This window comes from Streptomyces sp. NPDC057438 (genome assembly GCF_042802995.1).
Taxonomy (GTDB): domain Bacteria; phylum Actinomycetota; class Actinomycetes; order Streptomycetales; family Streptomycetaceae; genus Streptomyces.
The window spans coordinates 58,904-80,901 of record NZ_JBHVDD010000030.1; the positions used below are offsets into that span (position 1 = coordinate 58,904).

General features: G+C 73.5%; 18 protein-coding genes. 6 read left to right on the plus strand and 12 right to left on the minus strand.

From position 1 onward, the window contains the following. Positions 1-122 precede the first annotated feature (122 nt). The 5 genes from ACFU5F_RS18770 to ACFU5F_RS18790 all read right to left on the minus strand — a co-directional run bounded on the left by ACFU5F_RS18770 (position 123) and on the right by ACFU5F_RS18790 (position 8,043). Positions 123-2,441, minus strand: coding sequence for an SWIM zinc finger family protein (locus ACFU5F_RS18770; protein WP_383888190.1), 2,319 nt, complete (start codon positions 2,439-2,441; stop codon positions 123-125). Continuing rightward, positions 2,438-5,275, minus strand: a complete 2,838-nt coding sequence (locus ACFU5F_RS18775) for a DEAD/DEAH box helicase (protein WP_383888193.1) — start codon at positions 5,273-5,275, stop codon at positions 2,438-2,440. The genes ACFU5F_RS18770 and ACFU5F_RS18775 overlap by 4 nt, the downstream gene beginning before the upstream one ends. Before the next feature lie 138 nt (positions 5,276-5,413). Then, the gene (locus tag ACFU5F_RS18780; RefSeq protein WP_383888195.1) at positions 5,414-5,995 is read right to left on the minus strand and encodes a sugar kinase; all 582 of its coding nucleotides are present in this window, start codon (positions 5,993-5,995) and stop codon (positions 5,414-5,416) included. Then, complete coding sequence (locus ACFU5F_RS18785; RefSeq protein ID WP_012999673.1) at positions 5,992-7,137, minus strand: ROK family glucokinase; 1,146 nt, start codon at positions 7,135-7,137, stop codon at positions 5,992-5,994. The genes ACFU5F_RS18780 and ACFU5F_RS18785 overlap by 4 nt, the downstream gene beginning before the upstream one ends. Before the next feature lie 168 nt (positions 7,138-7,305). Next, complete coding sequence (locus ACFU5F_RS18790; RefSeq protein WP_383888266.1) at positions 7,306-8,043, minus strand: GntR family transcriptional regulator; 738 nt, start codon at positions 8,041-8,043, stop codon at positions 7,306-7,308. 129 nt (positions 8,044-8,172) lie between these two features. Between ACFU5F_RS18790 and ACFU5F_RS18795 the strand changes: the two genes are divergently transcribed. Next, complete coding sequence (locus ACFU5F_RS18795; RefSeq protein ID WP_383888197.1) at positions 8,173-9,183, plus strand: Gfo/Idh/MocA family oxidoreductase; 1,011 nt, start codon at positions 8,173-8,175, stop codon at positions 9,181-9,183. A gap of 157 nt (positions 9,184-9,340) precedes the next feature. On the opposite strand, the gene ACFU5F_RS18800 is transcribed toward ACFU5F_RS18795, so the two are convergent. After that, complete coding sequence (locus ACFU5F_RS18800; protein WP_383888200.1) at positions 9,341-10,531, minus strand: cytochrome P450; 1,191 nt, start codon at positions 10,529-10,531, stop codon at positions 9,341-9,343. A gap of 35 nt (positions 10,532-10,566) precedes the next feature. Then, on the minus strand, positions 10,567-11,241 hold the full coding sequence (locus tag ACFU5F_RS18805; RefSeq protein WP_383888202.1) for a response regulator: 675 nt from the start codon (positions 11,239-11,241) through the stop codon (positions 10,567-10,569). A gap of 149 nt (positions 11,242-11,390) precedes the next feature. Between ACFU5F_RS18805 and ACFU5F_RS18810 the strand changes: the two genes are divergently transcribed. Next, positions 11,391-12,419, plus strand: a complete 1,029-nt coding sequence (locus ACFU5F_RS18810; protein ID WP_383888205.1) for an aldo/keto reductase — start codon at positions 11,391-11,393, stop codon at positions 12,417-12,419. Positions 12,420-12,438: 19 nt separating this feature from the next. Here the strand turns inward: ACFU5F_RS18810 and ACFU5F_RS18815 are convergent, their stop codons facing one another. Further along, positions 12,439-13,284: a hypothetical protein gene (locus ACFU5F_RS18815; protein ID WP_383888207.1), complete on the minus strand. Its 846-nt coding sequence runs from the start codon at positions 13,282-13,284 to the stop codon at positions 12,439-12,441. A gap of 280 nt (positions 13,285-13,564) precedes the next feature. After that, entirely contained in the window at positions 13,565-14,839 is a 1,275-nt protein-coding gene (locus ACFU5F_RS18820; protein ID WP_383888210.1) for a histidine kinase, read from the minus strand. 179 nt (positions 14,840-15,018) lie between these two features. On the opposite strand from ACFU5F_RS18820, the gene ACFU5F_RS18825 reads away from it, so the two are divergent. Then, positions 15,019-15,222, plus strand: a complete 204-nt coding sequence (locus ACFU5F_RS18825; protein ID WP_383888212.1) for a hypothetical protein — start codon at positions 15,019-15,021, stop codon at positions 15,220-15,222. A 52-nt stretch (positions 15,223-15,274) separates the two neighbouring features. On the opposite strand, the gene alc is transcribed toward ACFU5F_RS18825, so the two are convergent. Beyond that, complete coding sequence (alc, locus tag ACFU5F_RS18830) at positions 15,275-16,423, minus strand: allantoicase (RefSeq protein WP_383888215.1); 1,149 nt, start codon at positions 16,421-16,423, stop codon at positions 15,275-15,277. Positions 16,424-16,475: 52 nt separating this feature from the next. Then, on the minus strand, positions 16,476-17,816 hold the full coding sequence (allB, locus tag ACFU5F_RS18835) for an allantoinase AllB (protein WP_383888218.1): 1,341 nt from the start codon (positions 17,814-17,816) through the stop codon (positions 16,476-16,478). Positions 17,817-18,088: 272 nt separating this feature from the next. Here allB and ACFU5F_RS18840 point away from each other — a divergent pair, with 272 nt between their 5' ends. Further along, positions 18,089-18,886: an IclR family transcriptional regulator gene (locus tag ACFU5F_RS18840; RefSeq protein WP_383888221.1), complete on the plus strand. Its 798-nt coding sequence runs from the start codon at positions 18,089-18,091 to the stop codon at positions 18,884-18,886. A gap of 96 nt (positions 18,887-18,982) precedes the next feature. On the opposite strand, the gene ACFU5F_RS18845 is transcribed toward ACFU5F_RS18840, so the two are convergent. Beyond that, positions 18,983-19,273 (minus strand): DUF5955 family protein, encoded by a 291-nt coding sequence (locus ACFU5F_RS18845; protein WP_383888224.1) that lies wholly within the window; start codon positions 19,271-19,273, stop codon positions 18,983-18,985. 262 nt (positions 19,274-19,535) lie between these two features. Between ACFU5F_RS18845 and ACFU5F_RS18850 the strand changes: the two genes are divergently transcribed. After that, positions 19,536-20,153, plus strand: a complete 618-nt coding sequence (locus tag ACFU5F_RS18850) for an NTP transferase domain-containing protein (protein WP_383888226.1) — start codon at positions 19,536-19,538, stop codon at positions 20,151-20,153. 208 nt (positions 20,154-20,361) lie between these two features. Beyond that, positions 20,362-21,996: a malate synthase A gene (gene aceB / locus ACFU5F_RS18855; RefSeq protein WP_383888228.1), complete on the plus strand. Its 1,635-nt coding sequence runs from the start codon at positions 20,362-20,364 to the stop codon at positions 21,994-21,996. Positions 21,997-21,998: the final 2 nt, after the last annotated feature.

Sequence of the window (21,998 nt, forward strand, 5' to 3'; positions counted from 1 at the left end):
CACGCGGCGGCCGGAGCGACGGGCCAGGGTGTCGAACAAACATCCCCGCGTGTCGCGCGGCGCGTGTCACGCGGTGCGCCGCCGTCCGCAGGGCAGGAGGCGCGGCCCCGTGGCGCCGGTCGTCAGTCGTCGGAGGCGCCCAGCCCGGTGAGGGCGCCGACCGGGTCGAGGTCCGGGGTGCCTCTCGGCCACCAGTCGTCGTGGCCCGGTTCGGACTCGTAGGCGTACCACAGGCCGTCGCGGCCGAGGCGGAGCTGGACGTGGCCGCGGGGGTGGGTGAGGTGGTTGCGCCAGGGGCGGAAGGCCGGGAGGTCCGCGGCGCGCAGCAGGGGGCGGGCGCGGTCGAAGCGGCCGGCCGGCGGGTCCCAGGCCTCCTCCAGCACGGTCAGCGCTTCGAGACCGCCCTGCCGCCAGGCGGCGACCGCGCGGGCCAGGTCGGCCGGGGTGCGGCCGGTGGCCGCGGCCAGGGACGCGTAGAGAGCCCGGGTCGTGGCGGTGAGACCGGAGCCGGGGCGGGCGGCGGCGAGCCGTACCGCGTCCTGCCACAGCGTCAGTTCGGCCACCGGGTCGCGTCCGGTGGTGAGCAGCGCGTGCGCGCGGACTGCCGCGTCGGTGGCCAACTGGTCCAGTGCGAAGGGGTCCGGGCCGCCGGGAGCGCCCGGGTACACCGGCGGCTGTTCCGGGTGCGGCGGCGGGGGCAGCGGGGCGGGCAGCGGGGGGAGGGTGCGCGGGGCGAGGGCGTCACGGGCCCGCACACCCGGCAGGGACGCGGGCTCCTGATCCTGTGCGGCGCGCGCCGCACGGGCCGCGTTCCGTCGTGACAACGCGTCGAGCAGCTCCCGCTCGCCCCGGCCCCGCAACAGCAGCAGCACGAACGGGTCCTCGTCCAGCAGCCGCGCGGTCTGGTAGCAGAGCGCCGCGGCGTGTTTGCAGGGGTGCCCGAAGTCGGGGCAGCTGCACCGGGGTTCCAGCTCACCGGCCCCCGGCAGCAGACGTGCGCCCCGGCCCGCCCCGGTCCGGGGTCCGGGCCCGGCCAGGCTGTGGGGCAGTTCCTTGTCCAGCAGCGCGGCGATGTGGGCCGGCTGCTCCGTCGCCGCGTCCAGGAAGCGGTCCCACTCGTCCTCGTCCAGGGTCCGCAGGCGCAGTTGCACCCGGTACGGCCGCGCCCTGCTGCCGTGCACATACGCCAGCACCAGCCCGGGTGTCACGGTGATCGCGTCCACCCGCCCCTTGTCCGCGTAGGCCCGCCCCCGCGCCAGCCGCGCGGGGTCCAGCGCGCCCTCCTCCAGCGCCGTCACCCAGGCGTTGCCCCACCAGCTCTCCGCGAACGCCTCCCCGGCCGAGGGGCGCGGCGGGAACGGACGGAAGGTACGCCGCAGTTCACCGTCCCGGGAGGGGGCGGCCATGGTGCGGGGGACCCGGGGGGCCGCGGGGAGGTCGGTGTCCGGCCGCGGGAGAGCCGGCCGGCCGGGGGCGAGCTCCGGGTCGGGTACGGGTTCCGGGTCGGGTACGGGTTCCGGGTCGGGTACGGGTTCCGGGTCGGGTGCGGCCGAGGGGCGTGGTGGTCGTCGTCCGGAGGAGTCGGCTGTCGGCGAGGCCGTGAGGCGGGGTGACGGTGACTCAGGGGGGTCGCCCGCCGCCGAACCGGGGGCGTCCGGCACGGAGTTCGGGCCGGTCCCGTCCGGTACCGGCGTCTTCTCGGCCACCGTGGGGGAGGCCGCCGTCTCCCGGTCCCGGGCGGCCGGGGCAGCCGTGGAGGCCGCGCGGGATCCCGGCCTCTCTCCGGAGGTAGGCGACTCGGCTGCCCCTGCGAGGCGTTCACGTCCGTCGTGGGTACCGTTCGCCGTCGCCCGGTCGTGTTCCGCCGCCGCACGCCGTGCGGCCCGCCCCTCCCTGTCGGCGGCCTCGACACGAGCCGCCTCGGCACGGGCCCGGCCGGTGGCCTCGCGGGCGGCCCGCAGCGCCTCGCGGGCGATGTCGCCGGGGCGGGGGGCAGGCCCGCCTCCCTCCCCGGGCAGGGCACCCGGGGAGGGCTCGTCGGCTGACGGCGGGTTTCCGGGACCGGCGCAGGCGCCTTCCGCCGCCGGGCCCGGGGCGCTCCGCCGCACCGGCCCGGCGGTGCCGGTACGCTCCGCCGGCTCCCCGGCGTCCGCACGCTCCCGCGCCGGCTCGTGCACAGTCCCCGCCCTGGATTCCGCGGCCCTGCGCAACGCCTCGCGCGCCACGTCACCCGGCCGGGCGGTGGTCTGACGGATCGTCCGGGCCACGGGCGGCGTGCTCTGCGTCTCCGGCGCCGAGTCGCCGGGGTCGTCGGTCTCGGCGCCGTGCCTGTCCCGCTCGCGCGCCGCGCGCAGCGCCCGGCGGGCCGCGTCGGCGGGCCGGGTCCCGGCCGTGCGATCCAGCGAGTCCGCCTCCTCCCGCGTCTCCTCTCCCCCGCTCATGTCTGCCTCCGCAACGACACCAGGTCGGTCAGCTCCCGGTCCGTCAGCTCCGTGAGGGCCGCCTCGCCCGAGCCGAGGACGGCGTCGGACAGGGCCCGCTTGGCCTCCAGCATCTCGGCGATGCGGTCCTCGACGGTGCCCTCGGTGATGAGCCGGTGCACCTGGACGGGCTGGGTCTGGCCGATGCGGTAGGCGCGGTCGGTGGCCTGTTCCTCGACGGCCGGGTTCCACCAGCGGTCGAAGTGGACGACATGGCCGGCGCGGGTGAGGTTCAGCCCGGTGCCGGCCGCCTTCAGGGAGAGGACGAGGACCGGTGTCGCCCCGCTCTGGAAACGGTCCACCATGTGTTCGCGCTCGGTGACCGGCGTACCGCCGTGCAACAGCTCGACCGGGACCGCGCGGGCGGCGAGGTGCGCGGTGATCAGGCGGGCCATGCCGACGTACTGGGTGAAGACCAGCGCGGAGCCGTCCTCGGAGAGCAGCGTGTCCAACAGCTCGTCCAGCAGCGCCAGTTTGCCGGAGCGGGCGGCGAACCGGTCTCCGGTGGCGGTGTCCGGCTCCTCTTTCAGATACAGCGCCGGGTGGTCGCAGATCTGCTTGAGGGCGCCGAGGAGTTTCAGGACCATGCCCCGGCGGGCGATGCCCTCCGCCGTCTCGATGGCGAGCAGCGACTCGCGGACCACGGCCTCGTACAGCGCGGCCTGTTCGCGGGTGAGGGGGACGGGGTGGTCGGTCTCCGTCTTGGGCGGGAGTTCGGGGACGATGCCCGGGTCGGACTTCTTGCGTCGCAGCAGGAAGGGGCGGACCAGTCGGGCGAGACGGGTGACCGCCTCCTGGTCCTCGCCGTTCTCCACGGCGCGGGCATGGCGGGCGCGGAACGATTTCAGCGGGCCGAGGAGCCCCGGCGTCGTCCAGTCGAGGAGGGCCCACAGCTCGGAGAGGTTGTTCTCGACCGGGGTGCCGGTGAGCGCCACGCGCGCGGGCGCCGGGATGGTGCGCAGCGCCTTGGCCGTCGCCGAGTAGGGGTTCTTGACGTGCTGGGCCTCGTCGGCGACGACCATGCCCCACTCCTGCTGGGCGAGGCGCGGGGCCGTGGAGCGCATGGTGCCGTAGGTCGTGAGGACGAAGCCGCCGTCGAGGTCGTCCAGGGTGCGGTCGGGGCCGTGGAAGCGGCGCACGGGAACTCCGGGGGCGAAGCGGGTGATCTCGCGCTGCCAGTTGCCCAGCAGGGAGGCCGGGCAGACGACCAGGGTGGGTTGCGGACGGTCCCGGCGCAGGTGGAGGGCGATGACCGTGATCGTCTTGCCGAGGCCCATGTCGTCGGCGAGGCAGCCGCCGAGGCCGAGGGAGGTCATGAGGTCCAGCCAGGCCAGGCCCCGGAGCTGGTAGTCGCGGAGGGTGGCACGGAGGCCGGGGGGCGGGTCGACCGGGTGGAGGCCGGCCGTCAGGCGGTCGCGGAGGGACGCCAGCGCTCCGACCGGTACCGCCTCCACCGTCTCGCCGTCGACCTCCGCCTGGCCGGTGAGGGCCACGGACAGGGCGTCCACGGGGTCGAGCAGGCCCAGCTCGCGTTTGCGGGCCTTGCGGACGAGGGCCGGGTCGACGAGCACCCACTGGTCGCGCAGGCGCACGATCGGGCGGTGAGCCTCCGCGAGGCTGTCCATCTCGGCCTCGGTGAGCGGGTCGCCGCCGAGCGCCAGCTGCCAGCGGAAGCGCAGCAGTTCCTCGCCCTCGAAGAAGCCGGTGCCGTCGGTGGCGGAGCCGGGCGCCGGGCTGACCTCGGCGCGGGCGCTCAGGTCGTGGGCCAGGTCCCGGGGCCAGTGCACGGCGACTCCGGCCGCCGCGAGCCGGGTCGCGGCGACGCCCAGCAGGTCGGACAGCTCGTCCTCGGAGAGGGCGAGGACGTCGGGCACGTCCTGTTCACCGAGCCGGTCCAGGGGCGGCCAGACGCGGGCGGCGCGCCGGACGGCGAGGGCGGCGTCCACGCGCGCGCGGGGCCCGAACGCCGCGTCCGCGTCCCCCGACCACAGTGCGGCCGCGTCGGCGACGAGAGTGGGGTCGGCGAGGCTGTGCACCTGGACGACCGCCGCGCCCGCCCGCCCGGCCCCTTCGCTGTCGTCGAAGAGGTCGTGGGCCGCGAGGTCGAGGCGCAGGGAGACGCGTACGCCCGCGTCCATGCCGGCAGCGACCTCGGCCGCCCAGTCACGGGCCCCCGGCAGCCGCTGTCCGGCCTGTGCGGCGAACGGTTTCCCGGAGACGTACGGCGCCGCCGGGCCGCGCGGCAGTGTGTCGGCGACCGCGTCCAGGAAGGACCGCACCAGGGGCTCCGGCTCGGGCAGCCGCAGCGGGCCCCTGCCGGGCAGCGGGACCGCGTGGCCCTCGTACGGCAGGGCGGCGGCGACGGCCCTGAGGTGGGCGATGTCGTCCGGGTCGAGGGGGCCCGCGCGCCAGGCGTCGTACCCCTCGGCGGTCAGTCCGGGCAACAGGCGGCCCCGGGCGACCAGGCGCAGCGCGTGCAGCGCGGCCGCGCCCCAGCAGGCCGTGGCGGGGTGGGCGGCAGGGTCGCGGCGGGCACGGGCGAGCAGGGGGAGGGCTTTGCCGACCGGCAGGCACACGGCGGGGACGGTGCCTCTGCGGGCTCCGGAGCCGTGTTGCCGTACGACCGTGAGGTCCTCGGTGTCTCCCGGTGGCGGCTCGCCGCCCGCCGGGTCCCAGAACGCGAACCGGCCGTGGCGGGGCAGCGGGGCCGGGAGGAAGACGGCGGCCAGCCGGACGGAAACGGCCGTGGGCGCGGTGGCGGCCGGGCCGGTCCCGGGAACGGCGGTGTCCCCCATGTGTCCGGTCACCCCGCCTCCGGTCGGTGGAGCCGCCCGGGGTGCGGCTCCGATCACTGTCTCCGACTCTACGGGCGGGCTCTGACAATCGGTCGTGACGAGCGGGCGACGGCCCGCCCGCCACGGCGTCCGCGCAGGTCAGGGCACGGTGCGTGAGACCACGTACACCATCGGATGGTCCGGGTTGGTCCGGTTCACGACGATGTCGTGGGTGGGGGCGGGGTTCTTGCGGTCGCTGACGAGGCCGTACCAGGGGCCGACTCCGGTGAAGTCCCAGCCGACGATCCCCCGGTCGCGGGCGTTGATGGCCATCTTGTCCTTCTTCAGGTCGGCGGTGCGGGCGCCGATCTGGTTCAGGAAGCTCTCCAGGCCCTCGTTGCTCGTATAGAACTGCACGTAGAGACGGCTGGTCCGCCAGTTGTTCGTCTCGTAGTAGGCGACGTGCTTGGAGTACGGCGGGATCGGCACCTGGTAGAGGCGCCGCTGGACCAGGGAGGGCCAGTGGGCGGTGAGGCCGGTCGCCGAGTACTTCTCCTCCTTGTCCTTGCCGCTGTCGCGGCTCTGGTTGGCGGAGATCACCAGGTAGCCGGCGGGTACGCCGATGAGCAGCACGATGATCGCCAGGGTGATCGCCCGGCGGCGGTTGCGGTGCCTGCGGTCCTCGGCGGGCCGCTCCGGCTCCTCGGGGGAGGAGCCCTGGCGCGGCACCGAGGTGGTCACGCGGTGTCCTGGGTGGTGCGGCGGGCCTCCACGTACCGCGCGTAGCGCTCGTACCGCTCCACCCGGCGCCGGTTCGCGCGCCGGAAGCGACGGGCGACGAGTCTGGCGAGGTCGGCGGCGCCCACCATGCCGGCCTCGGGCCCGAGCTGGGCGCGGGCGATCCGGGCCTCGGGGCGGTAGCCGCGGCCGGTGAGGTGGCGGCGGAAGGCGTCCCGGGCGGGGCCGATCAGCAGGTCGTCGGCGGCCGAGACACCGCCGCCGATGACGAAGCAGGAGGGGTCGAGGGCGGCTGCGAGGTTGGCGATGCCGACGCCGAGCCACTGGCCGATGTCCTGGAGCAGCTCGATGCACATCGCGTCGCCCTCGCGGGCCAGCTCGGTGATCATCGGGCCGGTGATGTCCCCGATGTTCCCCTTGACGTGCTCGATGATCCCGTACGCCACCGGGGAGTCGGCCGCCGCGAGTTCACGGGCCTCCCTGACCAGGGCGTTCCCCGAGCTGTACTGCTCCCAGCAGCCGCGGTTGCCGCACGGGCAGCGGTGGCCGCCGGGCACGACCTGCATATGGCCGAACTCGCCCGCGACACCGAACTTGCCGCGCTTGACCTGGCCGTCCTCCAGGATCGCGCCGCCGATGCCGGTGCCGAGGGTGATCATGACCAGGTGGTCCTCGTCGCGGCCGGCGCCGAACCGCCACTCCGCCCAGGCGGCGGCGTTGGCGTCGTTGTCGACGAGGACCGGTACGGCCAGGCGGCCGGCGAGGCGGTCGCGCAGGGGCTCGTTGCGCCAGGACAGGTGGGGGGCGAACAGGACGCGGTTGCGGTCCGCGTCCACCCAGCCGGCGGCGCCGATGCCGACGGCGTGCACGTCGTGCCGGTCGGAGAGGTCCAGGACGAGTTCCGTGATGGTGTCCTCGACGACCTGGGGGCTCTTGGACTTGTCCGGGGTCTCCGTGCGGAGCTTCTCCAGGATGTTGCCGTCGGCGTCCACGACGCCCGCCATCACCTTCGTGCCGCCGATGTCGATGCCGACGGTGGGGACGCGGGGGGCCGTCAGGTGGGAGCGGCGCTCGCGCGTTCCCACGGTCCGCAGGACGGTGGCCCGCGCGGAGCCGCGGTGGGTGAAGTCGCGGTAGGTGCTCATCGGGCCGATTCTGCCTTAGCGCTCCGCTTGGTGCGCCGTGGGGGCGGGGGGTGCCGCCTCATTGTTTTTCGGGTGCGGGTGCGTGAGGGCTGGTCGCGCAGTTCCCCGCGCCCCTGTGGAGCAGGGGCTGCGCCCCGTGCTCCACAGGGGCGCGGGGCGGAGACCTCTCTACGCCCTCACCAGCAGCTGGAAGTCGAACGAGTAGCGCGAGGCCCGGTAGATGTGGGTGCCGTACTCGACGGCGCGGCCCGTGTCGTCGAAAGTGGTGCGCTGCATGGTGAGCAGGGGGGCGCCCTCGGGTTCGGTGAGGCGGTCGGCCTCGTCCGGGGTGGCCGCCTTCGCGCCGATGGTCTGGCGGGCGCTGTGCAGGGTGATGCCGGCGGCGCGCATCAGGCGGTACAGGCCGGTCGCTTCGAGCTGGGGGGAGTCGAGGTCGATGAGGTCGGCGGGGAGGTAGTTGCACAGGTAGGCCACGGGTTCGCCGTGAGCCAGACGGAGTCGCTCGATACGGTGGACTTCGCCGCCCTCCGCGACGGCCAGGGCGGCGGCGACCTCGGCGGACGCGGCGACGGTGGTGTTGAGCAGGACGCGGGTGGCCGGGCGCTGGCCGGCGGCCTCCAGGTCGTCGTAGAGGCTGCTCAGTTCCAGGGGCCGTTTGACCTGGCTGTGCACGACCTGGGTGCCCACGCCGCGGCGGCGTACGAGCAGGCCCTTGTCGACCAGGGACTGGATGGCCTGGCGGACGGTGGGGCGGGACAGGCCGAGGCGGGCCGCCAGCTCGATCTCGTTGCCCAGCAGACTGCCCGGGGTCAGCTCGCCGTGCTCGATCGCCGCCTCCAGCTGCTGGGACAGCTGGAAGTAGAGCGGGACCGGACTGCTGCGGTCGACGCTGAGCTGGAGCGACACGGTCGGAGCCTCTTCTGGTTTCGGCACGGGCCGAGCGTAGCCCCGGTGCCGGATGACGGGAAGTTGCGTGGTTCGGTTGTCCGGACAAAGCATTGACACAGCGGCGGGTGCGACCCCACTTTGTTTCCCATGCGCATCGGACTCATCGGCGCGGGTCGCATCGGGACGTTCCACGCGACCACGCTCAGCCGCCACCGCGACGTCGGCTCTCTGATCATCACGGACGTCGACCGGGCCCGGGCCCACGACCTCGCGGAACGCCTCGGCGAGACGGTGGCTCCGGGGGTGGACGAGATCTTCACCTGGGGTGTGGACGCCGTGGTCATCACGGCCGCGACCTCGGCCCACGGCGAACTGATCGGTCGGGCAGCACGCTCGGGTCTCCCGGTGTTCTGCGAGAAACCCATCGCCGTGGACCTGCCGAACACGTTAAACGCGCTGACCGAGGTCGACGCGGCCGGGACGGTGCTGCAGATGGGCTTCCAGCGGCGTTTCGACTCCGGCTATGTCACCGCGCGGGAGGCGGTGCGCGCGGGCCGGCTCGGGCGGCTGCACACCGTACGGGCCCTCACGGCCGACCGGACACCGCCGCCCGCGGAATACCTGACGGTCTCGGGCGGGATCTACCGGGACACGCTGATCCACGACTTCGACATCGTGCGGTGGGTGACGGGGCGCGAGGTCACCACCGTGTACGCCACCGGGTCGGACGCCGGGCATCCGATGTTCCGGGAGGCGCACGACCTGGACACCGCGGCGGCCGTCCTCACCCTGGAGGACGGCACGCTCGTGACGGCCACGGCGGCGCGGGTGAACGGGGCCGGGTACGACGTGCGGCTGGAGCTGGCCGGGGAGCTGGACACCGTGGTGGTGGGCCTGGACGACCGTACGCCGGTCGCGTCCACGGAGCCGAAGGGGCCGCCGCCGGCGGACAAGCCGTGGACGGGGTTCCTGGAACGTTTCGCCGCCGCCTACGAGGCCGAGATCGGCGCGTTCGTCGAGGTCGTGCGCGGGGAGCGGGCCAACCCGTGCGACGGGCGTGAAGCACTCCAGGCACTCCGCGTCGCCGAGGCGTGCGAGCTGTCCCGGCTGGAGCACCGGCCCGTGAACCTCGGGGAGATCGCGGGGGGCCGGGAGTAGCGCTCGGCCTCCGGCGTGCGGGGTCCGCTCCGTCCGGGGGGCTCGTGTGGTGTCGCGGCCGCGGGCCGGTGGGGCTTCTCGCGCAGTTCGCCCCGCGCCCCACCGATGAACAGCAGGGGCCACGCCCCCTGCTTTTCAGGCCGGCGGAGAATCACTCTCACCAGCGGAGCGGAAGGCTCCGTACCCCCCGCATCAGCATGCCCGGGAGCCATGGGCCCGGGGGGCCGTCCAGGGTCAGGTCGGGGCAGCGGTCCAGGAGGGACCTGAGGGCGACCCGGGCCTCCAGCCGGGCCAGGGGTGCGCCGAGGCAGTAGTGGATGCCGTGGCCGAAGGCGAGGTGGCCGCGTGTGTCGCGGTGGAGGTCGAAGCCGTCGGGGCCCTGATAGCGGGCGCCGTCGCGGTCGGCGGCGGCCAGGCCGATCAGGACCGCGTCACCCGCCGGGACGACCGTGCCCCCGATGTCCAGCGGCTCCGCGGCGTAACGGAACGTCGCGTTCTCCACCGGGCCCTCGTGGCGCAGCGTCTCCTCCACGACCGCGTCGACGAGACCCGGGTCGGCCCGGACCTCGGCGAGTTGGCCGGGATGGGTGAGCAGTGCGTGGACCGCTCCGGTGACGAGGTTGACCGTGGTCTCGTGGCCGGCGATCAGGAGGATGAAGGCCATGCCGCGCAGTTCGGTGGGTGACAGGCGGTCGCCGTCCTCGTCGGTCGTCCGGATCAGGGCGCTCAGCAGGTCGTCGGCGGGCGGTGAACAGCGCTTGTCCTCGATCAACTCGCCCAGATAGGAGGCGAGTTGGACGTACGCCTGGTACTCGCTCTCGCCGCTGGTCGGCGCGACCGCCTCCGTGGACAGTTTCCGGAAGGCCGCCCGGTCGATCTCGGGCACGCCGAGGAGCTCACAGATGACGGTGAGCGGCAGGGGGTACGCGAAGGACTCCACGAGGTCGGCGCGGCCCCGCGGCACCATCGCGTCGAGCAGCGAGTCGGTGATCTCCTGGATCCTCGGCCGCAGCATCTCGACCCGGCGTCCGGTGAACTCCCGGGTTATCAGCCCGCGCAGCCGGGTGTGCTGGGGCGGGTCGGCGACCAGCAGGTACTTGCCGATCAGCTCCTCGTCGAGGAAGGTCATCCCGATCTTCGAGCCGTCCTTGGACAGCCGGGGGTCGGCGAGCGCCGCCCGGGCCTCCTCGTACCCGACGACGAGCCAGACCTCGTGGTGCGCGTCGGGTTCCGGCAGCCGGACCCGGTGCACGGGACCCCGTTCGCGCAGTTCGGCGTAGACGGGGTACGGGTTCGCGGTGAACCCCGGCCCGTACTCCCCCAGATCGATCACACGCTCGTGTCCCATGGTCTCCCCCTCACCCGTCCAACTCCCGGAGCGGCTCAGGAGTGCCCGTCGTCGTCCAGCAGCCCCGCGTCGTACGTCAACAGGGCGATCTGCACGCGGTTGTTGAGGTCGAGCTTGGCGAGGATGCGGGAGACGTGGGTCTTGACGGTGGCGACGCTGAGGAAGAGTTCCGCGGCGATCTCCGCGTTGGAGGCGCCGCGGCCGACGGCGACGGCGACCTCGCGTTCGCGGTCGTTGAGGACGGCGACGCGCGAACGGGCGGTGTCACGGCGGGTGTCGGGGGCGCCGCCGGCGGCGTGGGCCATGAGCCGGCGGGTGACGGCGGGCGAGAGGACGGGGTCACCGGCCGCGACCCGGCGCACCGCCTCGACGATGTCGGCGGGCGGGGTGTCCTTGAGGACGAAGCCGGCGGCGCCCACGCGCAGCGCGCGCAGGACCTGGTCGTCGGCGTGGAAGGTGGTCAGAACGACGACCTGGGGCCCGTCCGCGCGGGTGCGCAGCCGCTCGGTGGCGGTGAGACCGTCGACGGTAGGCATCCGGATGTCCATGAGGACGACGTCGGGGCGGGTGCGGTCGACGAGGGCGTCCACCTCGTCGCCGTCGGCGCCCTCGCCCACGATCTCGATGTCGTCGGCGCCGCCCAGCATGAACGTGAGCCCGGCGCGCACGAGGGGGTCGTCGTCGACGAGGAGGAGTCGGATCGCGGTCATCGGCCCACCGTTCGGAAGTCGGTCATGAAGCACCTCTGGTGCCGGTCACGGGGTCCTACCGTAATGAGGCTCCGCGCCCGGACCGCCGCGCCGCCACGGCCGACCCGTTAGTGTCGGCCGGTACGGCATTCAACTGACGGAGGTTTTGGGTGCGTTACCGACTCCTGGGCCGGACCGGGCTGCGCGTCTCCGAGCTGTTCCTGGGCGCCATGACGTTCGGCGAGCAGGGCGGGGTGGGGGCGCCCCGGGAGGAGTGCGCGCGGATCCTCGACGTGTACGCGGAGGCCGGCGGGAACGTGATCGACACGGCCGTCAACTACCGGGGCGGGGAGAGCGAGCGGATCGTCGGCGAACTGCTCAAGGGGCGGCGCGACCGGTTCGTGCTGTCCACCAAGTACACCGTCTCCCGGGACGGCAGCGACCCCAACGCGGCCGGCAACCACCGCAAGAACCTCGCGCTGTCCCTGGAGACGAGCCTCAGGCGCCTGGGCACCGACTACATCGACCTCTACTGGGTGCACATCTGGGACCGGAACACCCCCGTCGAGGAGACGATGCGCGCCCTCGACGACGCCGTACGGTCCGGGAAGGTGCTCTACGTCGGTATCTCGGACGCCCCGGCCTGGGTGGTCGCGCGCGCCAACACCCTGGCGGAGTGGCGGGGTTGGTCGGCGCTGTCGGCGCTGCAGGTGCCCTACAGCCTGCTCGACCGGGACATCGAGCGCGAGCTGCTGCCGATGGCGGAGGCGTTCGGCATGTCGGTGGCGGCCTGGAGTCCCCTGCACAACGGCGTCCTGTCCGGCAAGTACACCCGCCCGGGCGGGGTGGCGCCCGGCACCGCGACCCGGCTGTCGGCCGAGGCGATCGGGGCGCGCGAGCGCGCGGTCGCGGAGGCCGTGCAGGGCGCCGCGGACGAACTCGGCGCCACCCCGGCGCAGATCGCCATCGCCTGGACCATGGCCCACTCCCCCGCCGTCCACCCCATCCTCGGCGCCCGCCGCGTCGAGCAGCTCATGGACAACCTGGGTGCGGCCCGGCTCGTCCTCCCCGAGGAGGTGCTGGCCCGGCTGGAGGAGACCACGACCTTCCGCGTCGGCTTCCCCGGTGACTTCATCGACGAGGCGTCCGCCTGGGTGTACGGCGCGGCGGGCCGGCGGGTGGTGCCGCGCCGGGCGTGAGCGCGGCGGGGTGCGCTCCTCAGGCACGCAGACGGACCCCGTACCGGGTGCGCAGCCGGCGGATCTCCCACCACGCGACCGCCGTCACCGAGGCCGGGCCGCCGATGAGGGCGGCGAGCTGGACCAGGGGCGGGCCCGGCGGGAGGCCGCCGACGGCGAGGTTGATGGCGGAGAACTCCCAGACCAGGGCGCCGGTGAGCAGCGCGGGGAGCGCGGGGTGCACATCGACGGTGTTGAACGCGCTGCGCACGGCGGGCCCGGTGGCGAACACGATGAAGAGCAGCACCCAGAGCAGCGGGACGAGGAGGGCGAGGGGCGCCCACAGGCTCAGGTCCTGGTCCAGGCGGGTGCGGGTGTAGTAGATCGCCCCGCCGAGGAGCGGGATCGCGGTGAAGGCGCCGACGTACCACAGGGCGGACCTGCCGGCGGCGCGCAGCGGGGCGCGCATGGTCCGGCGCGCGCCCGGCGACGACCAGCGGAACAGGGCGGCGACGACGACGGGCGCGCTCAGGAGCAGCAGCCAGGGGCTGACCGTCAGCCTCATCATGAACTGCTGCTGCGCCTGGTCGACGTCCTCCGGTTTGCCGTAGACCGCCAGGATCAGCAGCGACATGAGGGTGGCCGTCCAGGCGCGTCGGCGCTGCATCCGTGTCACGTCGTCGTCCAGGGTGCGGTGGCGGGGGCGGGAGGGGAAGATCCGGCGGGCGGGACGGCGGGCCGATCGCGCCAGCGGGTAGCCCACGAGCAGACCGACCACCATCGGCCACGCGCACATCGCGGCCAGCGCCCAGAGGCAGCCGTGCAGCCGGAGGCCGCTCAGGAACTCCCTGAGCGGCGGCCACTCGTCCTCCCGCAGCCGCCGCACGAGCGTGGGCGGCGGGCCGTAGGGGGGATACGGCGGAAGGTACGGGAGGTGCGGTGGGTGTGGTCCGCCGTCCGGTGGCGGCCAGGGTGGCTGATACGGATTCCGTCCCCCGACACTCACTGCGCTGTCCCCTCCCGTCCCGATCCCGGGACGCTCCGGTGCTGTGTGCCGTACGTGCCTCAGCGGCCGTACGGGTCAACTGGCCATCTTGGGGGATGAGATGGCGCGGCGCACCCCGATACGGGTGTTCCGGTCGGAGGTTCGAAGGAGTTGACCGGGGTCAGTCCCAGGGCAGCGCCGCCCGCACCGCGAAGCCGCCGTCCGCCTCGGGACCGTGGTCGAGGCGGCCCCCGGCCAGGGTGGCGCGCTCGGTGAGGCCGATGAGGCCCTGGCCGGAGCCGGGGACGTGCGGGACCTCCCCAGGGGGCGCGGGGTTGCGTACGCGGACGGTGAACCCCTCGCCCGGGGCGCCCGTGACCGTGACGGTGACCTCGGCGCCGGGGGCGTGCTTGCGGGCGTTGGTCAGGCACTCCTGGGCGATGCGGTACGCGGTGCGGCCGACGGAGGCGGGAACGGCGGCGCGGTCGGTGACGTGCTGGTCGAGGGTGACCTTCATGCCGGCCTCGCGGCACTCGGCGACGAGCGTGTCGAGCGCGGTGAGGGTGGGCTGGGGGCGCCCCGCCTCGTCGGGTTCGCCCGCGCGCAGCACTCCGATGATCTCGCGGAGGTCCTGGAGGGCCTCGTGGGCGCTCTCCCGGATGACGCCCGCCGCGCGGACGATCTCGGCGCGGGGGGCGTCGGGGCGGAACTCCAGCGCGCCCGCGTGCACGCTCAGCAGGGTGAGGCGGTGCGCCAGGACATCGTGCATCTCCCGCGCGATGGACTCGCGGGCGAGCCGTTGCGCCTGCTCGGCCCGGAGCGCCGCCTCCGTCTCGGCGCGCCGGGCGCGGTCCCGGAAGCTCAGCATGAGCTGCCGCTTGGAGCGCACGAACATGCCCCAGCCGACGATGGCGGCGGTGAGGAACAGGGCCAGGAGGACCGCCCAGGCGTAGGCGAGGTCCGGTTCCGGGCGCAGCAGGTAGAACAGCGGGTTCAGGGCCAGGCTCGCGCCGCCGATCCAGGCCACGTACCGGAAGGGCCGGTGCACGGTGAGGGTGAAGAGGGCGACGAGGCCGGCGCCGCCCGCGGTGTTGGACACGAAGCAGACCGGGAGCATCGCCACGGCGAGGCCGACGGGCCAGCGGCGGCGCAGCCAGACCGCCGCGCAGGCGAGCGCGCCCAGCACCTGGTCGAGGACGGCGAAGGTCTGCGGCAGGTCGGGCTCGTTCCTGACCGTCTCCATGCCGAGGAGACCGATGAACACGGCCATCAGGAAACAGGTGAAGTCGACGACCCAGTCGCGCGCGGTCCGCCTGGGCCGCCCGGGGCGGCCTGGGCCGGAGTCCTGGCCAGGGCCGGAGCCGGGAGCGAGGTCGTCGTCGAGCAGGGCCGACGGCAGCAGCCAGCTCCGCCCGGGGAAGGCCCGGGGCCCCGGCACCGCCATGTCACCCTTCACGGTCGACGAATCTACGCGGGGTCGGACCCCGCCACCTCCCTCGCACCGGTGATCGCGACGAAAGTCGGCGCCCCGTCGACTTTCGGCGCCCGCCGGTCCCGTGGATCGGTACTCCGGTCGGTCCGTCCGCACCCCGCGGCCGATGAAGGCGAGGGGGTCGCGGGGCGAGGATCCGGGACATGAAGCAGTTGTTGGAGTTCTTCGGGTTCCTCGCCCTGCTGCAGGGCACGGGCGGTCTTGTCCACGAACTCACCGGCTGGCTGGGGTGGGGGGTGACGCAGCGGTGGAGCGCCCTGGACGGCTACGAGATCTATGTGAGCATCGCGCTGATCGTCCTGGCACTCGCGCTGTTCGCGGCGGCGGAGAGCCGGAAGCCCCGGTGACACGTCGGCCGTCCGGGGCGGGCCGGGTCGCGCCCCCTTCCCGGGGCGTCGCTCAGCCGCCCAGTTCCTGGTGGCGTGCCGACAGACGGGCTGTGCCCTCCTCCGTCAGGGAGCCGAAGAGGCGCAGGCGGGAGATGCCGCCGTCGGGGTAGATGTCGACGCGGGCGTGGGTGGCCACGACCGGGGTGTCGAGGACGAAGCGGTGCAGGGTGTCGGGCTGGAGACGGGTTCGGGGGAGGATCTCGGTCCAGTCGCCCGTCTCGCCGTGGCCGCCGTCCTCGCCGTCGCGCACCGAGACCGTGGCCCAGCCGGCCGCGTTGCCCTTGAGGTACGCCGTGTCGATCTCCAGCGCGCGGATCTCGGACTGGGCGGCGAGGCGGTAGCGGATCCAGTCGTTGCCCTGGTCGCGGCGCCGACGGGTCTCCCAGCACTCGTGCATCACCCGGGCGCGGCCGGGCTGGATGGTGTTGGTGGCGGGTGAGTAGAAGAGGTTGGAGGCGTCCTCGGCCCGGCCGCCGTTCTCCAGGGCGACCACGTCGAAGGTGCCGAGGGCGGCCAGCCAGGCCGGGTCCGGCACGACCTCCCCGTACACGCGCAGCCGGGCGACGCCGCCGTCGGGGTGCTGGTTCAGGCGGACGTGGGTGAAGCGCTGCTCGACGGAGACCTGGAAACCGTTGGCCGCGTGGCCGCCGACCGCGGTGCGCGGGACGAGGGTCGTCCACTTCACGTCGTCGGCGAGCAGTTCCTGCGGCGACGGGAATCCGGCCACGCACGCGGCCTCGACGGAGACGGCCTGCGGGTAGTTGCCCCGGAAGTGGGCGGTGTCGACGACGATCCCGCGGATCACACCGGGGGCGCCCAGGCGGATCAGGGCCCAGTCGTGGTCGTCGGCCGTGGGCCAGGGGTGGTCGGCCGAGGCACCCCGGCGGCGACGCGTCTCCCAGCCGTCCATGATCTTGCCCTTGTGCCCGAAGTGCTCGGGGTCGAACTCGGCGCGCTCGGGCACCAGCAGGTTCTCGCGCTGGGCGAAGAACTCGTCGTTGGCGGCGACCACACCGGCGCCGAGCCTGCGGTCGGCGAGGTCGGCGTACCGGGTGAAGGGGAAGTCGGCGGTGCGGTAGTCCGCGTACGGGTCGCCGCCGCCGTACGGGCGCGCGTCGCCGGTGAAGCTCGCCAACGGGGAGTGCTGCTGCGCCGTCACGATGATCAGGTCTGCCTTTCGGTGGTCACCTGCCGCGGGTGCGGAGGGTGGATCAGGGGGTGCGGGTGAGGAGTTGTCCCTTCGGGGTGGTGAACTCGCCGTCCGCGACGATCCGTTCGCCGCGCAGCCAGGTGGACTTGACCACGCCGTACAGGGTCTTGCCGGCGTACGCGGTGACGCGGTTGCGGTGCTGGAGGGCGGCCGGGTCGACGGTGAAGGTCTCGTCCGGGGCGAGGACGGCGAAGTCGGCGTCGCGGCCGGCCTCGATGGCGCCCTTGCGGTCGTCGAGGCCCACCAGTTCGGCGGTGCGCGACGACATCCAGCGGACCACGTCCTCCAGGGCGTGGCCGCGCCCGCGGGCCTCCGTCCAGACCGCCGCGAGGCTGAGCTGCAGGCCGGAGATGCCGCCCCAGGCGGTGGCGAAGTCGTCGGTCTTCAGGTCGGCCGTGGACGGGGAGTGGTCGGTGACCACGCAGTCGATCGTGCCGTCCGCGAGGGCCCGCCACAGCAGATCCTGGTTGGCCGACTCCCGGATGGGCGGACAGCACTTGAACTCGCTGGCCCCGTCCGGGACTTCCTCGGCGGTGAGGGTGAGGTAGTGGGGGCAGGTCTCGACGGTGATGCGTACGCCGTCCCGTTTGGCCTCGGCGATCAGCGGGAGCGCGTCGGCGGAGGAGAGGTGGAGGACGTGGACGCGTGCGTCGAGGCGGCGGGCCTCGGCGACGAGGGTCGCGATGGCGCTGTCCTCGGCGTCGCGCGGGCGGGAGGCGAGGAAGTCGGCGTAGCGGGGGCCGCCCCGCTGCGGTGCGGCGTCGAGGTGGTGCGGATCCTCGGCGTGGACGATGAGCAGGCCCCCGAAGCCGGCGATCTCGGCCAGGGAGCGGGCGAGTCCGTCCCGGTCCAGGTGCGGGAACTCGTCCACGCCCGACGGCGACAGGAACGCCTTGAAGCCGAAGACCCCGGCGTCGTGCAGCGGCCGCAGTTCCTTGACGTTGTCGGGCAGCGCGCCGCCCCAGAAGCCGACGTCGATGTGCGCCTTGTCGGCGGCCACCTCGCGCTTGGTGCGGAGATGGCCGGGCGTCGTGGTCGGCGGGAGGGAGTTGAGCGGCATGTCGACGAGGGTGGTGATGCCGCCGACCGCCGCGGCGCGCGTGGCCGTCCAGAAGCCCTCCCAGTGGGTGCGGCCGGGGTCGTTGACATGGACGTGGGTGTCGACCAGGCCCGGCAGCAGGACGTGGTCCCCGAGATCCTCCAGGCGGGCGCCGGACGGCACCTCGGCGTCGTACGGGAGGACGGCCGTGATCCTGCCGTCGGCGACGACCACCGCGGCGGCGCGCGACCCTTCGGGGGTGAGGACACGCGTCGATCGCATCACCAGTTCAGCCTCGGACACCCGGACCCCTCTCGCCGTACCGCCGTTCACTTCCGTGTCACGGTATTTACTTCCGCGTAACGGAATTCAACGTTCTGTTGAAGGAGTTTTCACCCCCGCCCGCACCCCGTCAAGGGTGCGCCTCTCCACTCTGCCTCGACGGCATCCGGTCTGGATGTTTTCACAAGACGGAATTAGAATTCCACTGAGCAGAACGTAGTGACGCACAAGCGAGCAGTCAACGAACTGCCCGGTAGGCTGCGACCTCCCTGCCATCCGAAAGGACCGTGCCCGTGCCGACGTCCAGCGCCAGCGCCACCGAGTCCACCAAGTCGTCCTCCGGTGGCGTCCAGTCCCTGGAGCGTGCCTTCGATCTGCTGGAGCGGATGGCGGACGCCGGCGGCGAGGTGGGCCTCAGTGAGTTGTCCGCGAGCAGCGGGCTGCCGCTGCCGACCATCCACCGGCTGATGCGGACGCTGGTGGTCTGCGGGTACGTCCGCCAGCAGTCCAACCGGCGGTACGCCCTCGGCCCGCGCCTGATCCGCCTCGGCGAGTCGGCGTCCCGGCTGCTCGGCACCTGGGCGCGGCCCTACCTCGCGCGCCTGGTGGAGGAGACCGGCGAGACGGCGAACATGGCACTCCTGGACGGCGACGAGATCGTGTACGTGGCCCAGGTGCCGTCCAAGCACTCCATGCGGATGTTCACCGAGGTGGGCCGCCGGGTGCTGCCCCACTCCACCGGCGTCGGCAAGGCCCTTCTCGCCGACGTCCCGGCCGACGAGGTCCGCGCCCTGCTCGCTCGTACGGGCATGCCGGCCGCCACCGAGAAGACGATCACCACTCCCGAGGGCTTCCTGAGCGCCCTGGAGGAGGTCCGCCGGGTCGGGTACGCCATCGACGACAACGAGCAGGAGATCGGCGTCCGTTGCCTCGCCGTCTCCGTCCCCGGCTCCCCCACCGCCGCGGCCATCTCCATCTCCGGCCCCGCCGGACGCGTCACCGAGACGGCGACGGAGCGGATCGTGCCGGTGCTGCGGCAGGTGGCGGTCGAACTGTCGCAGGCGCTGGCGAGTTCGGGCGCGGGGAACTGACCCAGGGTGGGGGGGGACGCGGGTCCGGCAGGGTTCACCGCGGCTTCCTCGCTCCTGAAGCGGGCCGCGCCGCCGTCCACCCGGTCGCCGGGACGGTCAGTGCCGTCGCGGTGGCTCCCCGAAGAGTTCGACCGCCGTACGCACGTCCGCCAGCCCCCTGGACAACGCGCTGACCGACCCTATCGATCCCGCGATCAGCAGGAGGGACCGCCGTAACCGCGGCACCTCGGGCATGCCGGTGACCGCCATCGCCGCGAGGACCGCCAGTTCGTCCTCGGCGATCCCGCGGTCCGGGAACTCCGCCGGATGCGCGGCCAGTTCACGACGCAGCCGGGACACGGCCGACCGCAAGCCCGCCACCCTCGGATCCTCGTCACTGCCGGTCACTGGCCTCTGCCCCAAGCTCCGCAACACAGCCCTCCCCCCTCCCCGCCCGCTCCCACACGCGCGAGGCACGGCCGTGCACCCGCGCACGGCCCGCCACCGGTGGCGTCGGTCGGGCGCCGGAGGTGGCGCGGGACAGTTAACGCCAATCGGTGTGGCGAGCGCCACCACGGGGACCGAAATTCAGTCCCGGGATCCCACCGAGCCGGCTGCCGGTCCGTCCGGCTTCACGCGACACCGTCGCCCGGTCGGGTATGCAGGGGACATGACGCACCACGAGACCCGGCCCCGGCCCCCGGGCCATGTCGCCGGATTGCTGCTGGCCGCCGGCGGCGGGCGCCGCCTCGGCGGCCGACCCAAGGCCCTGCTGACCCACCGCGGCCGCCCCCTGGTCGAACACGCGGCCGGGGTGCTGCGGACGGGCGGCTGCACCCGGATCCATGTGGTCCTGGGCGCCGACGCGGCGACCGTACGCGCGCGGGCCGAACTGCCCGGCTGCGTCCTGGTCGACAACCCGGAGTGGGCCGAGGGCATGGGCTCCTCACTGCGGGCCGGACTGGAGTCGCTGGCCGGGACGGGCGCCGGCGCCGCCCTGGTCTCACTCGTCGACCAGCCGGGCATCGGCCCGGAGGCGGTGGCCCGCGTCCTCGCCGCGTACGGGTCGCAGGACTCGCTCGCGGCGGCCGCGTACGACGGGGTGCGAGGCCATCCCGTCCTCTTCGGCGCCGCGCACTGGGCGGGGATCGCCGAGACGGCCACCGGCGACCGGGGGGCACGCGCCTATCTGCGGGATCACGGCGGCGGGCTCACGCTCGTCGAGTGCGGGGACGTGGCGCGGCCGTACGACATCGACATCGAGGCCGACCTGGCCCACCTGGAGTGAGGGGCACGGGACCCGGCACCGCCCCACCCGGACCCCTCCTCGACCCGCCTCGACCCGAAGAATCTTGACATCAACAAAACATTGAACTTCCACCATGAGGAAACTAGTATCCATTTCCCAGAGGCGCCCGGCTCATCCTCGGGCGTTCACCGTCCCACCCGGGTCGACCGACACCCGGTGCCACGCCCGCTGAAGGAAGTGACCGCTCATGTCCGCACCAGCGCCGTCCCCGCTGGCCATCGTCGACGCCGAGCCCCTGCCCCGCCAGGACGAGATCCTTGACCAGGCCGCCCTCGCCTTCGTGGCCGAACTGCACCGCCGGTTCACGCCCCGGCGTGACGAACTGCTGGCCCGCCGCACGGAGCGGCGCGCCGAGATCGCCCGCACCTCCACGCTCGACTTCCTCCCGGAGACCGCCGCGATCCGTGCCGACGACTCGTGGCGCGTGGCCCCCTCCCCCGCCGCGCTGGACGACCGCCGCGTCGAGATCACCGGCCCCACCGACCGCAAGATGACGATCAACGCCCTCAACTCCGGGGCCCGGGTGTGGCTCGCGGACTTCGAGGACGCCTCCGCGCCGACCTGGGAGAACGTGGTCCTCGGCCAGGTGAACATGGCCGACGCCTACACCCGGAACATCGACTTCACCGACGAGCGCACCGGCAAGTCGTACGCCCTGCGCCCGAACGAGGAACTGGCGACGGTCGTCATGCGCCCGCGCGGCTGGCACCTCGACGAGCGCCATCTCGTCGACGCCGACGGCACCCCCGTCCCCGGCGCGCTCGTCGACTTCGGCCTGTACTTCTTCCACAACGCCCAGCGGCTGCTGGACCTCGGCAAGGGCCCGTACTTCTACCTCCCGAAGACGGAGTCGCACCTCGAAGCCCGCCTGTGGAACGAGGTGTTCGTGTTCGCGCAGGAGTACTGCGGCATCCCGCAGGGCACGGTCCGCGCGACCGTCCTGATCGAGACGATCACGGCCGCGTACGAGATGGAGGAGATCCTCTACGAACTCCGCGACCACGCCTCCGGGTTGAACGCGGGCCGCTGGGACTACCTCTTCTCCATCGTGAAGAACTTCCGTGATGGCGGGGCCAGGTTCGTCCTCCCGGACCGCAACGCCGTCACGATGACCGCCCCGTTCATGCGGGCGTACACCGAGCTCCTCGTCCGCACCTGCCACAAGCGTGGCGCGCACGCGATCGGCGGCATGGCCGCCTTCATTCCGTCGCGGCGCGACGAGGAGGTCAACAAGGTCGCGTTCGAGAAGGTCAAGGCCGACAAGGACCGCGAGGCGAACGACGGGTTCGACGGGTCGTGGGTGGCCCACCCGGACCTGGTCCCGATCGCCATGGCATCCTTCGACGCCGTCCTCGGCGACAGGCCCAACCAGAAGGACCGGCTCCGCGAGGACGTCGACGTCAAGGCCGCCGACCTGATCGCCGTCGACTCCCTCGACGCCCGGCCGACGTACGCCGGACTCGTCAACGCCGTCCAGGTGGGCATCCGGTACATCGAGGCGTGGCTGCGCGGCCTCGGCGCCGTCGCCATCTTCAACCTCATGGAGGACGCGGCCACGGCCGAGATCTCCCGCTCCCAGATCTGGCAGTGGATCAACGCCGGCGTCGAGTTCGAGCACGACGGGAGCACGGTGCGGGCCACTCCGGAGCTGGCCCGCAAGGTCGCGGCCGACGAACTGGCCGCCGTCCGCGCCGAGATCGGCGAGGAGGCCTTCGCCGCCGGTCACTGGCAGCAGGCCCATGACCTGCTCCTCCAGGTCGCCCTCGACGAGGACTACGCCGACTTCCTGACGCTCCCGGCATACGCACAGCTCAAGGGCTGACC

Bases quoted from the DNA above. Each gene is read 5' to 3' on its own strand.
- ACFU5F_RS18770 (WP_383888190.1), bottom strand. From the start codon at position 2,441: ATGAGCGGGGGAGAGGAGACGCGGGAGGAGGCGGACTCGCTGGATCGC.
- ACFU5F_RS18775 (WP_383888193.1), bottom strand. From the start codon at position 5,275: ATGGGGGACACCGCCGTTCCCGGGACCGGCCCGGCCGCCACCGCGCCC.
- ACFU5F_RS18785 (WP_012999673.1), bottom strand. From the start codon at position 7,137: ATGAGCACCTACCGCGACTTCACCCACCGCGGCTCCGCGCGGGCCACC.
- ACFU5F_RS18795 (WP_383888197.1), top strand. From the start codon at position 8,173: ATGCGCATCGGACTCATCGGCGCGGGTCGCATCGGGACGTTCCACGCG.
- ACFU5F_RS18800 (WP_383888200.1), bottom strand. From the start codon at position 10,531: ATGGGACACGAGCGTGTGATCGATCTGGGGGAGTACGGGCCGGGGTTC.
- ACFU5F_RS18805 (WP_383888202.1), bottom strand. From the start codon at position 11,241: ATGACCGCGATCCGACTCCTCCTCGTCGACGACGACCCCCTCGTGCGC.
- ACFU5F_RS18825 (WP_383888212.1), top strand. From the start codon at position 15,019: ATGAAGCAGTTGTTGGAGTTCTTCGGGTTCCTCGCCCTGCTGCAGGGC.
- ACFU5F_RS18850 (WP_383888226.1), top strand. From the start codon at position 19,536: ATGACGCACCACGAGACCCGGCCCCGGCCCCCGGGCCATGTCGCCGGA.
- aceB (WP_383888228.1), top strand. From the start codon at position 20,362: ATGTCCGCACCAGCGCCGTCCCCGCTGGCCATCGTCGACGCCGAGCCC.